This is a genomic window from Promicromonospora sp. MEB111 (assembly GCF_030209445.1).
Classification (GTDB): Bacteria; Actinomycetota; Actinomycetes; order Actinomycetales; family Cellulomonadaceae; genus Promicromonospora.
In genome coordinates this window covers 237,712-251,407 of record NZ_JARVSD010000007.1, presented here as the reverse complement: position 1 = coordinate 251,407, position 13,696 = coordinate 237,712, and the positions used below count along the sequence as shown (strand labels likewise).

General features: G+C 73.5%; 10 protein-coding genes. 6 read left to right on the top strand and 4 right to left on the bottom strand.

What is annotated here, in order from left to right; translation table 11 throughout:
• Positions 1–55: 55 nt before the first annotated feature.
• The 3 genes from der to QRN56_RS07945 all read left to right on the top strand — a co-directional run bounded on the left by der (position 56) and on the right by QRN56_RS07945 (position 4,112).
• A complete protein-coding gene (gene der, locus QRN56_RS07955; protein WP_285102280.1) occupies positions 56–1,600 on the top strand; it encodes a ribosome biogenesis GTPase Der in 1,545 nt (514 codons plus the stop codon).
• Positions 1,601–1,693: 93 nt separating this feature from the next.
• Complete coding sequence (lgt, locus tag QRN56_RS07950; protein ID WP_285102279.1) at positions 1,694–2,686, top strand: prolipoprotein diacylglyceryl transferase; 993 nt, start codon at positions 1,694–1,696, stop codon at positions 2,684–2,686.
• 169 nt (positions 2,687–2,855) lie between these two features.
• Positions 2,856–4,112, top strand: a complete 1,257-nt coding sequence (locus tag QRN56_RS07945; RefSeq protein ID WP_285102278.1) for an MFS transporter — start codon at positions 2,856–2,858, stop codon at positions 4,110–4,112.
• A gap of 30 nt (positions 4,113–4,142) precedes the next feature.
• Here the strand turns inward: QRN56_RS07945 and QRN56_RS07940 are convergent, their stop codons facing one another.
• Positions 4,143–4,841 (bottom strand): DUF4232 domain-containing protein, encoded by a 699-nt coding sequence (locus tag QRN56_RS07940; RefSeq protein ID WP_285102276.1) that lies wholly within the window; start codon positions 4,839–4,841, stop codon positions 4,143–4,145.
• A gap of 269 nt (positions 4,842–5,110) precedes the next feature.
• On the opposite strand from QRN56_RS07940, the gene QRN56_RS07935 reads away from it, so the two are divergent.
• On the top strand, positions 5,111–6,025 hold the full coding sequence (locus tag QRN56_RS07935; RefSeq protein WP_285102275.1) for a glycoside hydrolase family 43 protein: 915 nt from the start codon (positions 5,111–5,113) through the stop codon (positions 6,023–6,025).
• A gap of 57 nt (positions 6,026–6,082) precedes the next feature.
• Here the strand turns inward: QRN56_RS07935 and QRN56_RS07930 are convergent, their stop codons facing one another.
• Genes QRN56_RS07930 through QRN56_RS07920 form a run of 3 tightly spaced genes read right to left on the bottom strand, consistent with a single transcriptional unit; the run spans position 6,083 to position 11,599 of the window.
• Positions 6,083–9,457 carry an ATP-binding protein gene (locus QRN56_RS07930; protein ID WP_285102273.1) on the bottom strand — a complete coding sequence of 1,125 codons (3,375 nt, stop codon included), beginning with the start codon at positions 9,455–9,457 and terminating at the stop codon, positions 6,083–6,085.
• Positions 9,454–10,116 carry a DUF4194 domain-containing protein gene (locus QRN56_RS07925; RefSeq protein ID WP_285102272.1) on the bottom strand — a complete coding sequence of 221 codons (663 nt, stop codon included), beginning with the start codon at positions 10,114–10,116 and terminating at the stop codon, positions 9,454–9,456. Before QRN56_RS07925 ends, QRN56_RS07930 begins: the two co-directional genes overlap by 4 nt.
• On the bottom strand, positions 10,109–11,599 hold the full coding sequence (locus QRN56_RS07920) for a DUF3375 domain-containing protein (protein WP_285102270.1): 1,491 nt from the start codon (positions 11,597–11,599) through the stop codon (positions 10,109–10,111). Before QRN56_RS07920 ends, QRN56_RS07925 begins: the two co-directional genes overlap by 8 nt.
• A gap of 115 nt (positions 11,600–11,714) precedes the next feature.
• On the opposite strand from QRN56_RS07920, the gene QRN56_RS07915 reads away from it, so the two are divergent.
• Entirely contained in the window at positions 11,715–12,536 is an 822-nt protein-coding gene (locus QRN56_RS07915) for an ABC transporter ATP-binding protein (RefSeq protein WP_285102268.1), read from the top strand.
• A gap of 131 nt (positions 12,537–12,667) precedes the next feature.
• A complete protein-coding gene (locus QRN56_RS07910) occupies positions 12,668–13,693 on the top strand; it encodes an ABC transporter substrate-binding protein (RefSeq protein WP_285102267.1) in 1,026 nt (341 codons plus the stop codon).
• Positions 13,694–13,696 lie beyond the last annotated feature (3 nt).

Here is a 13,696-nt window from a genome sequence, read left to right as displayed (position 1 = left end):
CAGGTCATATGCCCGCGGGTCGGCCTGAGCGCGCGGGGCCTGCGACAATGGGGGCATGACCCACGACTCCTCTGCATCTGAGGCTGCCCTGGACGCGGCGGCCCGAGACGATGCTGCCCTGGACGCTGCCGCCCCGGTCGCACCCGACCTCGACCTCACCGAGACCGAGGACGACGTCGCGCGCGAGCGCGCCCTGCGCGTCGGCCTCGAGGAGTTCGAGCTCGACGAGGAGGACCAGGCGCTCCTGGACTCCGAGTGGTCCGACGAGGAGTCCGAGGCCGAGCAGATCCTGCCGGTGCTCGCGATCATCGGGCGGCCGAACGTCGGCAAGTCGACCCTGGTGAACCGCATCCTCGGCCGCCGCGAGGCGGTCGTGGAGGACAAGCCGGGTGTGACGCGCGACCGCGTCTCCTACCCGGCCGAGTGGGCCGGCCGCCGGTTCATGCTCGTGGACACGGGCGGCTGGGAGGTCGACGTCGCCGGCATCGAGTCCAAGGTGGCGGAGCAGGCCGAGGTCGCGATCTCCCTCGCCGACGCCGTCGTCTTCGTCGTCGACGCCGCCGTGGGCGCCACCGCGACCGACGAGCGGGTCGTGGAGCTGCTGCGCCGCTCCGGCAAGCCCGTCGTGCTGTGCGCCAACAAGGTGGACGGCGCCTCGGGCGAGGCGGACGCGACCTACCTCTGGGCCCTGGGCCTGGGGGAGCCGTACCCGGTCTCGGCCCTGCACGGTCGCGGCACGGGCGACCTGCTCGACGCCGCGGTCAAGGCCCTGCCCACGAAGTCGGCGCACGGCACGCTGCGGCCCTCGGGTCCGCGCCGCGTGGCGCTCGTCGGCCGGCCGAACGTCGGCAAGTCGTCGCTGCTGAACAAGATCGCCGGCGCGGAGCGCGTCGTCGTCGACGAGGTCGCCGGCACCACGCGGGACCCGGTCGACGAGCTGATCGAGCTGCGCGGCATCCCGTACTGGTTCGTCGACACCGCCGGCATCCGCCGTCGTGTGCACCAGACCAAGGGCGCCGACTTCTACGCGTCGCTGCGCACGGCTGCCGCCATCGAGAAGGCCGAGGTCGGCGTCGTCCTGGTGGACGCGTCCGCCCCGCTGACCGAGCAGGACATCCGCGTGATCCAGCAGGTCGTGGACTCCGGTCGCGCGCTGGTGATCGCGTACAACAAGTGGGACCTCATGGACGAGGACCGCCGCCCCTACCTCGAGCGCGAGATCGAGAAGGAGCTGGTGCAGATCCAGTGGGCGCCGCGCGTCAACCTGTCGGCCCGCACGGGCTGGCACAGCGAGCGCCTGGTGCCGGCGATCGAGCGGTCGCTCGCGTCCTGGGACCGCCGGGTGCCCACGGGCAAGCTCAACTCGTTCCTCGGTGAGCTCGTGGCCGCGCACCCGCACCCGCTGCGTGGTGGCAAGCAGTCGCGCATCCTGTTCGCGACGCAGGCCTCGACGCGTCCGCCGCGGTTCGTCATCTTCGCCACGGGGTTCATCGAGGCCGGCTACCGCCGGTTCATCGAGCGCCGCCTGCGCGAGACGTTCGGTTTCGAGGGCACGCCCATCGAGATCTCGGTGCGGGTGCGCGAGAAGCGCAAGCGCTGAGCCGCCGGCCCGGCGTACGGCTCGGGGTGCGGCGCGAGGCGCGGCACGCCGGTCGATGCCCACGTCGGGGCCGGATCGCGGTACCTTCAGGTCGTGCTTCCGGCCAGTATCCCCAGCCCTGACCCGGTGTGGTCCCAGTTCAGCCTGGGCCCCCTCACCATCCACACCTACGCCCTGTGTCTCCTGGCGGGCATCGTCGCCGCCGCGTGGATCACGGACCGGCGGCTCCGCGCGCGCGGAGCCGCCCCCGGGCTCGCCGTCGACGTCGCGATGTGGGCGGTGCCGATCGGCATCGTCGGCGCGCGGATCTACCACGTGCTCACCCACCTGGACGACTTCACCGGTCCCGAGGTCGACGCCTGGGCCTGGGTGCGCATCTGGGAGGGCGGCAACGCGCTGTTCGGCTCGCTGCTCGGCGGCGCGGTCGGCGTCCTGATCGCGTGCCGCATCTCCGGCCTGCGCTTCTGGTCGTTCGCCGACGCCCTCGCGCCCGGCCTGCTGGTGGCCCAGGCGATCGGCCGCCTCGGCAACTACGTGAACCAGGAGCTGTTCGGCCTGCCGACCACGCTGCCCTGGGGCCTGGAGATCCGTTCCGACGCGCCGATGTTCCCCGACGGCACGCCCGCGGGGACGCTGTTCCACCCGTTGTTCCTGTACGAGATGATCTGGAACCTCATCGGGGTGGCGGTGCTCCTGTACGTCGAGCGGCGCGTGGTGCGCCGGAACGAGGCCCTCGCGGCCGACGGCGGCACCCCCGGGGCCGGCCTGCGCTGGGGCCGCATGTTCGGTCTCTACCTCATCTGGTACGGCCTGGGCCGGAGCTGGCTCGAGTCCATCCGGATCGACCCCACGAGCGACGCGCCCCTGGGGGTCCCGGCGAACATCTGGACGTCGGGTGTCGCGGTGCTGCTGGGCATCGTCATCATCGTGGTGCAGGGCCGCCGCCACCCGGAGCCCGAGCTGTCGGTCTACGCGCCGGGCCGCGAGCCCGCGGACGAGGACGCCGAGGCGGGCGACGTCGACAAGGCCGCTGAGGCCGACGCGGACGCGAACGCGAGCCCGGTGGACCCGGCCGGGAGCAAGTAGCCCGTCCGAGGCGGGGTGAAGCCCACTCAGCGGGGAGGGTTACGGAGAGCTAGCAGTGCTACCTCTCCGTAACCCTCCCCGCTGCGTCGTCGCCCCCCAGAGGCACCTGTGCGCACCCTCACAGCTCCTCAGGTTGTTCACCCGGGCATCCATTACGGAGGATGTGGTCATGCCACACTCGCTCCCCGGGGACACGCCTGCGTCCGAACACCTCCCCGTGGGACCGCGTACCTGGTGGCCCGTCGCCGCCGTGCTGCTGGCCATCGCCTGGGGCGGCAACGAGTTCACCCCGCTGCTGGTGATGTACCGCGAGCAGGGGCACCTCGGCGACGTGACGGTCGACGCGCTGCTGGCCGCCTACGTGTTCGGCATCGTCCCGGCGCTGCTGCTCGGCGGGCCGCTGTCCGACCGGCACGGCCGTCGTCCGCTCCTGCTGCCCGCCGCGCCCGTGGGAGCCCTGGGCTCCCTCGTGCTCGCCCTCGACCCGACCAGCCCGCTCCTGCTCGCCGCCGGCCGCGTGCTGTGCGGCGTCGCGCTCGGGCTGGTGATGGCAGTGGGCAGCACCTGGATCACCGAGCTCAGCGCCCGCACGGGCGACCGCGCCGCCGGCCCACGCCGAGGCTCCCTGTCGCTCACCGTCGGCTTCCTGCTCGGCGCGGGCGTGGCCGCCATGCTCGCCCAGTTCGGGCCCTGGCCCACGCACCTGGCCTACGTCGTGCACGCCGTCGGCGCCCTGGCCGCGGGCGGGTGGCTGCTGCGCGTGCCCGAGACGAACCCCGGGTTGCACCGCGACGACCGCGCGCCGCTGCGGGACGACCTGCGCATCACCGCCGTCGGGCACCGGCGCTTCCTGCGGGTCGTCGTGCCGCTCGCGCCCTGGGTCTTCGGCTGCGGCGGCAGCGCGTACGCGGTGCTGCCCGCCCTGCTCTCCGACCACGCGGGCGAGATCCCCATCGCGTTCGCCGGCGGGATGACGGTGCTCTCGCTCGGCTGCGGCATCGGCATGCAGGCCGTGGCCCGGCGGATCGACACCCCGGCGTCGGCCCGCGCGTCGGTCGTCGCGCTGAGCATCGTCGCCGTCGGGATGGCGCTCGCGGCGTGGGCGGCGATCTCGCCGTCGCTGCCGCTCGGCGTGCTCGCGGCCGTGGTGCTGGGCACCGGCTACGGGCTGGGCCTCGTCGCGGGGCTCAGCGAGGTCGCGCGCATCGCCGGGCCGGGTCAGCTCGCCGGCCTGACCGCCGTCTTCTACTCGCTGACCTACCTCGGGTTCTTCGCCCCGATGGTGCTCGCGTGGCTGCACACGACCTGGTCGTACGGCCAGATGTTCGGCTTCGGGGCGGCCGCCGCGGCGCTGTGCCTGCTGATCGTCGCGGTCAGCTCCCGCAAGAACCTCCCCCTGGCGGGCGGTGGGCGCGCGGGCCGGTAGCCCTCGCGGACCTGCCCCTGCTGGCCGGTCCTAGCTCGCCGGCTGGAGGGCCTGGACCTGGAGCAGCGACTCGTCCGAGTCGGCGCATGCCGTGAGGGTGAGCTGGTCGTTCCGGACGAACAGGGAGCGCTTCTCGCCCGGCGGGTAGATCCGCAGCCCGTCGGCGGGCGTCTGCCCGCACTCGTCCCCGTAGTTCTCGGCGTTCGAGACCCGGACGACGGCGTGCGCCGCGTCCCCGGGCGCGAGCGTCACCGTCTCGTGCGGGCTCGACCGGTCGAACGTCGCGGCCTCGCCGATCTGGGTGCCGTCGCCGTCACCCACGAAGGACACGCCCGGCCAGCCCTGCAGCCAGCACTCGTCCGGCGCCTCGTTCTTCAGCACGACCTCGATCTCGTAGTGCCCGGCTCCGGCGCCGCCCTCCACGGGGACGAGGCTGCCCGCGAGCTCCGGCGTCTGGCAGCGGCCCTCGGTGGCGCCGGCGTCGTCCGTCGATCCCGTTCCGTCCGTCGCGCTCTCCGTCGCGCCGGGCTCCGACGTCTCGTCCGGCGCCTCACCCGAGGGCGATCCCGCCGACGCGGACGGCGTCGAGCTCGTCGACGAGGCGGACGCGGACGCCGGGCCCGACGCCGCCTCGTCGTCGGCGGAGCTCGCCGAACATCCCGTGGTGACGAGCAGTGCGGCGACCCCCGCGGCGCCGAACATCGTCCTGACGATCCCGTGCTTGGTCATACGAACTTCCCCTCGGGCAGATCCAGCCAACCATCGGCCGCCTCCACACCCTGCGGCCGAGATCGATCGTTGCAGAGGTTCGATCATCTCGCCGAGTTGCCCTGAGCAACAATATCCACTCCGGCGCGGCGCGACACGGCGGCGCGACACGGCGGCGCGAGCGGGACGCCGTGGACACCCCGGCGCGGCCCGGACATCTTTCCTAGCCTGGTGCGCTGTCGACGGGTCCGCGTATGACCCGCGTGTCGAGCGAGAGGGCAGGACAGACGATGGCGACGAACCCTGTGTACGGCTCCAACTTTCCCGATCCCGCGGTCCTGGAGGTCGACGGGACCTACTGGGCGTACGCGACGAGGAACCGGGTCGAGACGCTGCCGGTGCTGCGGTCCACGGACCTGGTGCACTGGGAGCTGGTGGGGGACGGCATGCCTGAGCAGGCGTCGTGGATCGCGCCGGGACGGGACTGGGCGCCCGAGGTCGCGGTCGTGGGCGAGCGGTACGTCGCGTACTACACGGCGCACGACCGGCTCACCGACGTGCAGGCCGTCGGGGTGGCCGTGGCCGACGAGCCGTACGGCCCGTTCCGGGACGACGCCGACCGGCCGCTGCTCTGCCAGGACACCGAGGGCGGCTCGATCGACGCCTCGCCGTTCACCGATGCCGACGGCTCACGCTGGCTGCTGTGGAAGAACGACGGCAACCACGTGGGCGTCGACACGTGGATCTACGTGCAGCGGCTGTCCGACGACGGGCTGCGCCTGGAGGGCGAGCCCCGCAGGATCCTGAAGCAGGACCAGGAGTGGGAGGGCACGCTCGTGGAGGGCCCGTACGTCTGGCCGCACGGCGGCCGGTACTACCTGTTCTACTCGGGCAACGCGTTCGACTCGGACCGGTACGGCGTGGGCTACGCCGTCTCGGACCGGGCCACCGGACCGTACGTGAAGCCGCAGGACGGCCCGATCATGGTCTCGAACGAGGTGGCGGCAGGCCCGGGCCACGGCATGGTCGTCGAGCGCGACGGGCGCACCTGGTACGTCCACCACGCCTGGCCGCCCGGCGCGGTCGACGCACCCGAGCCGGGCCGGCAGATGTGGCTCACGGAGCTGGTCTTCGAGCCGGCGCCCGACGGCGGCCCGGACGTACCGACGTTCCTCGGCCCGCGCACGGAGCTGGACCTGGCCTGACCGGCCCCGGTCGGCCGGTCCGCTCCGAACGGCCGTCCGCCCGGACGAGGCGCCGGGCTACCCCGGCGCCTCGTCCGGCAGCCCTACCTCGTCCGGCAGCCCGACCGTGAGCTGGGTGAACGACTTGCCGCTGGTGTCCTTGAGCACCACGTAGCCCGCGTCGACGTGCGGCTCAATGCCGCTGTGCTTGTCGTTCGGCGCGCCGATGACGAGCTGGAACCCGAGCCCGCGCCAGGCGTTGATCGCCCGGCCGGTGAAGTGGGCGTCGGCCTTGATCAGCGCCTCGTCGAGGAAGACCGGCGCGTACCGCGGCCGTTCCGCGCCGGCGTCGCCGAGCTGGTAGCGCAGGGCCGCGCCCACGATGAACGCGACCAGCTCCTGGGACTCGCCGCCGGACTTCTCGCCGATGTGGTCGTAGACCGCGACGTGCGCGCCGTCCTTGGTGAGCTTCTCGGCGCTGATCCGCACGTGGTTGCGCACGTCGATCAGGTCGTGGAACTCGGGGGCGGTGCGGCGCACGCGGTCGACCACCTTGGCCATGCGGGTGTAGGCGCGCTGCCGGTCGGTGTCGCTCCGGGCGTTGGCAATGGCCTCGCGCACCGCGCGCAGGTCGGCGCGGAACCGGGAGCGCACCGGCGAGGCGGTGTCGCGCAGCTCGATGTGCAGCTTGTGGTGCTCGTCGGAGAAGTCGAGGCCGTCGAGGATCCGGTTGACCGGGTCGATGCGGTCGCGGATCTCGCGCACGGCGGTCGAGATGTCGCTGTCGAGCTTGGTCAGGTCCGCGCCGGACAGCCGGAGCAGGCTGTCGCGCCACTCCGACTCCAGCTCGTGCAGCCCGTTCTTCTCCAGGTCGGTCAGGAACCGTTCGTAGTCGTCGTAGGACGTGTCCGGGTCGACGCCGAGGTTCGGGTTGGGCCACCGTTCCTTGAACGTCTCGAAGATGTCGTGCAGGGCCGCGCGGCCCCGGCCGACGGCGGCCTGCGCCTCGCCCTGGTCGTCCCGGACCCGCGCCGCGGCGCGGTCCAGCGCGGCGTCGAAGCGTTCGACGGCCTGGGCGGGGGAGCCCTCGGCGCCCTGCTCGCCCGCGAACAGCTCCTGGAGGTACTCGCGGTGCGCGGCGGCGACCTGGGTCCCGTCGGCCTCGGCCGTGTCGAGCGTGCGCTGCGCGGTGTCGACGGCGTCCGCCGTCCGCTCCCACGCCGCCTCCAGCTCGCCGGCCCGGTTCTTGGCGACGCCGCTCTCCTCGGTCAGCCGGGTGACCCGGTCCTCCAGGACGCCGAGCTCCTTCCGCAGCCGCCCGATCTCCGGGTTGTCCGACGTGACCTCCTCGACGATCGCGGTCCAGCGGCCCAGCTCGGTCCGCAGGGCGTCGAGGTCGACCTGCTCCCACGTCAGGTCGGCGATCTTCTCGTAGGTGCCGCGCTGCTTCTCGAACGAGTCGAGCCCCGCCGTGGCGGCCTCCAGCGCGCCGACGGCGGCGGCGTGCGCCGCCTCCGCCTCGGCGACGGCGCCCTCCAGCTCCTTGAGGCGGCGGGCGTTGGAGAACCCGAGCACGTTCGTCACGCCCTGGCCGCCGTGGGCGCCGCGCCCGCCGTCGGACGTCTGGCCCGTGAGCGTCACCGCCTTGCGGTGCAGGGCGAACTGCGCCGGCGAGTCGATGCAGACGTACGCGAAGCGGTCGGCGAGCTCCTGCCGGAGCCAGCCGGTGAACGGCGTCGGCCGGTGGTCCAGGCGCGCGGGGAGGGTGCGGTCCTGAACGGCGGCCTCGTCGCGCCGCCCGGTGGGCACGCCTCGGAACCGGATCCGGCGCGCGGTGGGCACGGAGTTGATCGCGGCGCGGAACGCCTTGAGGTGGGCGACGTCGATCAGCATCTCGGTGGCGAAGCCGCCCAGCGCCAGGTTGAACGCCTGGCGCCAGGGCTCGAACTCCGTGCGCACCTCGATCAGCTCGCCCACGAACGGCAGCTCGTCCGGCGACAGGCCCGCCGCCTCGGCGAGGGCGGCCCGGGCGCGGTGCAGGTCGGAGGGGATGTTGTCCTTGCGGGCGCTGACGGTCCGCAGCTCCGCCCGCAGGCTCTCCAGCTCCTTCGCCGCGGCCTGCTCGGCGAGGGTCGCCTCGGTGAAGCGCCGCCGGGCGGCCGCGCGCGCGTCGGCGTCGTTCAGCGCCCGGTGCGCCTGCTCGACGACGGCGTCGAACCCGGCGGCGTCCGACACCTCGGCCCCGACGTCGGTCAGCAGCGCGTCGAACCGGGCACGCGCCACGGCGACCGGTTCGATGCGCGCCTCCAGGCGGTCCACCTCGTCCTGCGCCTTCTTCAGGCGGTCGCCGCCGGCCGCGCCCAGGAGGTCCCGGGCCGCGTCGCGCTCCAGCCGGGCCGCCGAGACCCGCACGGTGAGCTCGGTCGCCTCGTCCCGGGCGCGGGCGCGGCGCCGCTGGAGGTCCGCCTCCGACGCGCGCAGCAGGTCCAGCCGCCGGCCCGCGAGCCACAGCGCGGCGGGGGCCGCCGGGTCCGAGAACTGTCCGACGGCGTCGATCATGCGCAGCCGTTCGACGGCCTGGTCGATCGCGGCGCGGTGCTCGCGGACGGGGCCGAGCGCGCGGACCTGCTGCTGCGCGGTGACCATCCGGTCGCGGGTGGCGGACAGCTCGTCGAACTGCTGCACCGCGCCGTCGGCCGTGGCGAACGTCGAGGGCTCCTCCAGGACCATCGTCTTGTAGAGGGCGTCGACCGTGGTGATCTGCTGCCCGGCCTGGATGCGGCCGAGCAGGCCCACGGCCTTGTGCCCGTCGCCGCTCGCGCCGATGCCGAGCGCGGTGTGCAGCCGCGCCGTGTAGTCCCGGTCGGTCTCGAAGCAGGTCAGCCCCGTGCGTGTCACGGCCCGGCGGTCGAACCGGTGCCGGGCCGCGTCCTCCAGGCCGCTCAGGTCGAACGGCCCGTCGCAGGTGCCGCGCACCGCCGTGACGTTCTCCAGCGTCCGGGCCGACGACGGCACGTACCAGGCACGGACGGCGGTGAAGGTGGCCCCGCCCTGGTCGACCCACGTCATCGCGATCGCCGACCAGGTGTCCTCCTTCTCGCCGCGCAGCACCCGGACCCGGGTCTCGCCGTCGACCCGCTTCTCGTCGAGCTTGCCGCGCGCGTAGGACAGGATGTTGCGCTGCTCCTTGCCGCGCGGCTTGCCGGTCACGCCGCCGTTGGACGCGCCGTTGAACGGCGTGGTGTGCGGCATGATCAGCGCGATGTAGGAGTCCATGAGCGTGGACTTGCCCGACCCCGAGCCGCCGCTGAACAGCGTGGCCCCCGGGGAGAACCGCACGTGGTGGTGACCGTGGTAGCCGCCCCAGTTGACGAGCTGCAGCGTCTGGGCCACCCACTGCTGGCCCGTCGAACGCGCCGGGACCAGCCCCCACAGCGTCTCGATCATGCTCACGACCTGTCCTCCTTGTTCCCGGCGAGCCAGCGCGTGAGCTCCGCGAGCCGGTTGTTGTCGAGCACGACCTCCACCAGCGGCGTGATGCGGTACCGGCCCGTCGACTCCTCGTCGATCAGGCCCTCGGACGCCAGGCGGCCCACGGCGTCGCGGATCTCGCGCTGCGGGCGCACGAGGTTGTTGTCGTCCAGGTCGAAGAACGTGAGCACGCCCTGCTCGATGTCCTCCAGGTCGATCCGCGCGGAGGTCTCGCCCGAGCTCGCCTCGTGCTGGTAGACGGTGCGCAGGTGCACCAGCACCAGCGTCTCGACGCGGTTGTACGGGTCGTCGCGCAGCAGGATCGGCACGTCGACCTCGCCCGAGCGGACCTGCTGCTTGTAGGCGATCCCGCGGTCGTGGTCGACGACGAGGCGCACGAACAGGTCGTGCAGGCGCGACTCGATCACCGACTGGTGCTCCAGGAGCGTCCTCCACTGCGCGCGGTTCTTCTCCGCCGTCAGGAACCGCCGCTGCAGCAGCCGGACCAGCACGCGCCGGACCTCCGGGTCCAGCAGCCCGCGGTCGCCCGCGAACAGCTCGGTCTGGTCGTCCTCCATCGGGGCGGGCTCGATGAAGCCCGCGTCCTCGGTGCCCGCCTCGTCCGTCACCGTCTCACTCATCCGCCGTCCCGCCCTCGTGCTCGTCCCTCATCGCCACACCACCGAACGCGAACCGCCGCCGTGCCCCGTCCGGCCGGACCGCCTCGACGGTCACCACCTCGTCCGTCTCGACCATGCCGTGCCGGTGCGCGATCTCCAGCAGGCCCAGCAGGTCGACCGGCCGCCGCAGCCGCTCGGGCGCGGACCGGAACGCCGTCGCGACGTCCACGGCCCCGTCCTCGCGGGGCAGCGCGGCCAGGTGCTTCTCCAGGTCCGCGTAGTGCGGACCGCCCCAGGCCCGCGAGTCGTCGTCCGGCACCACGCCCATCTCCCACGCCTCCAGCGGCGTCGGGGGAGCGGGCGGGCGCAGGCCGTCCGCCTTCTGCCGCAGGTGCCCGACGTCGGCCACCGGCAGGCGCCGCATCGGCTCGACCGCCTGCTTGTGCCGCGAGGTGGGCATCCACTGCTGGAACCCCGACATCACGTCGCGCAGCAGCCCGTCCACCTCCCGGTCCCGGAGCGGGTCGTGGTTGCGGATCTGGGTGGTGATGACGTGCGAGGCCTGCTGCTGCGCGTGCAGCACCTCGCGCACGCCCTGCTCGATGCGCCGCGCGATCTCGTGCAGCTCGCGCCGCTGGGGCGCGGGGAGCTGCTCCGCGAACGGGTGGCCCAGGATCACGCGGAGGTTCCCGGCGAGCTGGTCGATGTGCTCGGCCCGGCCGATCAGGGCGAGCGCCCCGGCGAAGGCACGCCCCTCCCGCGTGGACTCCATGATGTCCTTGCCGCGCGCGAGGTACTCGCGGAGCACCTCGCCCGTGGGACGCACGTCCTGCCGCAGGTCGGTGACGACGTCGCGCTGGACCTGCTTGATCGACTCGACCACGCGGGCGAAGTCGGCCGGCAGCTCGCGCGCGAGGTGCAGCACGTTCTCCGCCTCCTCCAGCAGCTGGTCGTCGCCCACCGGCTCGACGGCGCCCGTGCGCTCCAGCCGCTCGACCTCGGCGGTTCGCTCCCGGATCTCGGCGTCGAGCCGGGCGATCCGGGACAGCACGTCCGGGTCGGCGTCCTGCGCGAGCTCCTCGACGGCGTCGAGCAGGGTGCGCACCCGGGACTCGGAGACGCGCGTGCGCGCGCCGCCGACCCGGCCCGCGACCTCGAGGGCGCCGACGCCGTGCGCGGAGACCTGGTAGACCTCGACGCCGTCCTGCACGTGCCGCTTGAGCCAGCCCGAGCGCACCCAGCCGCGGCACAGGTCGCGCGAGCTGCCGACGGGGAGCGGCGCGTTGCCCTCCTCGCCGTACCCGGCGGCCCGCAGGCGGTCCAGGGCGGCGTCGATCTCCGCGTGCGCGTCGGCCACCGGTACCTGGGGCCGCTGCGCCGTGAAGACCAGCGCCAGCATGGTCACGACGAACGGCGCGTACGTCCCGTGGAGCAGGTCCAGCATCGGGTTCTTGAACGCTCGGAGCGCACCTTCGTACGCTCCCTCCACGGTGGCTGTGCTCATCGCCGACCAGGGTACGTGGACAGTCCGACATCGACACGCGTCGGCGGGCGGGCAGCGGGTGAGGAATGAGACGGGCGTGGGGGGCACCCCGGACATAAGGTTAGGCTTACCTCCCGTGACCGCCCCTACCGCTCTCCGTGGTGACGACCTCGTGCTCGGCTACCAGCGCACCACCGTGGTGCACGGCGTCGCCGTCCACCTGCCGCCCGGTGTCGTGACTGCGCTCGTCGGCCCCAACGGGTCCGGCAAGTCCACCGTGCTGCGCTCGCTGGCGCGGTTGCACCCGGTGCAGCAGGGGACCGTCAGCCTCGGCGCCACGGCCGACGACGCCGTCGACGTCGCGCCGCTGTCGGCGCGGGACTTCGCCCGGCGCGTCACGCTGCTCGCCCAGTCCCGCCCGCACCCGGCCGGGCTGGAGGTGCGCGACGTCGTCGCGTTCGGCCGCCACCCGCACCGCCGGCGGTTCGCGCCGCTGACCGACGCCGACCACGCCGCGATCGACCGCGCGATGGACATCACCGGCGTGACCGGCATGGCCCGCCGCGGCGTCGACCAGCTCTCCGGCGGCGAGGTGCAGCGCGTCTGGCTGGCCACCTGCCTGGCGCAGGAGACCGGCGTGGTGCTGCTGGACGAGCCCACCAACCACCTCGACCTGCGCTACCAGGTCGAGACGCTCGACCTGGTGCGCGACCTCGCCGAGGAGCACGGCACGGCGGTCGGCATCGTGCTGCACGACCTGGACCATGCCGCGTCGGTCGCCGACGCCGTCGTCCTGCTGCACCAGGGCCGCGTCCTGGCGGCCGGACCGCCCGCGCAGGTGCTCACGGCCGAGCACCTCTCGCTCGCCTACGGCCTGCCGATCGACGTCACCACCGACCCCGGGACCGGCCGCGTCCGCGTGCACCCGCGCGGGCGGCACCACGGTCGCACCCGCTGAACCCCCGATCTCGCAGCACCACCCAGCACCACCCGTAGACCCCAGACCCGCAGGACGCCGTCGGCGCCCGCACCACCCGCCGCACCCGGCACTGCACCGACACGACGTGTCACGAAGCTCGAGGAGACCCCATGACCCTGCGCAAGAAGGCGACCCTGGTGGGCGCCGCCCTGATCCTGCCGCTCGCGCTGTCCGCCTGCGGCACCACCGACCCCGGGGCGGCCGCGTCGTCCGCGCCCACCGAGGCCGCCTCGGGCGACTGCGCCGACGTGACCACGTCGACCGACCCCGTCACGCTGACCGACTCGTTCGACCGCACGGTCGAGCTCGACAAGCCCGCCGAGCGCGTCGCCGTCCTGGAGTGGCAGCAGGTCGAGGACGTGCTCAGCCTGTGCGTCGACCCGGTCGCCGTGGCCGACGTCAAGGGCTACGCCACCTGGAACGACGCGGAGGAGCTGCCCGAGGGCGTGACCGACGTCGGCACGCGCGGCGAGCCCAACCTCGACGCCCTGTACGCCGCCGACCCCGACCTGGTCATCATCGAGGCCTACACGCCCGACGACGAGATCATCGCCAAGCTCGAGGCCTACGACGTGCCGGTGCTGGCCACGAAGGGCGCCGACGCCGCCGACCCGATCGGGACCATGCTCGACACCTTCGGCATCATCGCCGAGGCCACCGGGCGCACCGAGCGCGCCGCCGTCGTGACCGACGAGTTCCAGCAGCACCTGGCCGACGCCAAGGCGCAGGTCGCCGAGGCCGCCCCGGCCAGCACCGACTTCGTGTACTTCGACGGCTGGGTCGACGGCGGCAACGTCTCGATCCGCCCGTTCGGCCAGGGCTCGCTGGTCGGCGAGCTGGGCGAGGAGCTCGGCCTCACCAACGCGTGGACCGGCGAGGTCGACCCCGCCTACGGCCTGGGCCAGTCCGACATCGAGGGCATGACCGACGTCGGCGACGCGACCCTGCTCTACACCGGCACCAAGGAGGGCACGGACGACTGGACCGCCGAGCTGACCAAGAACGACGTCTGGGCCGGCCTGCCCGCCGTCAGCGAGGACCGCGCACACGCGTTCCCGGAGCACATCTGGACGTTCGGCGGCCCCCGCTCCGCGGAGAAGATCGTCGACGCGTACGTCGACGTCTTCACGAACTGACGC

What these genes read in the sequence shown, in the direction of transcription:
- der (WP_285102280.1), top strand. Translation starts at nt 56, where the DNA reads ATGACCCACGACTCCTCTGCATCTGAGGCTGCCCTGGACGCGGCGGCC.
- QRN56_RS07945 (WP_285102278.1), top strand. Translation starts at nt 2,856, where the DNA reads ATGCCACACTCGCTCCCCGGGGACACGCCTGCGTCCGAACACCTCCCC.
- QRN56_RS07940 (WP_285102276.1), bottom strand. Translation starts at nt 4,841, where the DNA reads ATGACCAAGCACGGGATCGTCAGGACGATGTTCGGCGCCGCGGGGGTC.
- QRN56_RS07935 (WP_285102275.1), top strand. Translation starts at nt 5,111, where the DNA reads ATGGCGACGAACCCTGTGTACGGCTCCAACTTTCCCGATCCCGCGGTC.
- QRN56_RS07925 (WP_285102272.1), bottom strand. Translation starts at nt 10,116, where the DNA reads ATGAGTGAGACGGTGACGGACGAGGCGGGCACCGAGGACGCGGGCTTC.
- QRN56_RS07920 (WP_285102270.1), bottom strand. Translation starts at nt 11,599, where the DNA reads ATGAGCACAGCCACCGTGGAGGGAGCGTACGAAGGTGCGCTCCGAGCG.
- QRN56_RS07910 (WP_285102267.1), top strand. Translation starts at nt 12,668, where the DNA reads ATGACCCTGCGCAAGAAGGCGACCCTGGTGGGCGCCGCCCTGATCCTG.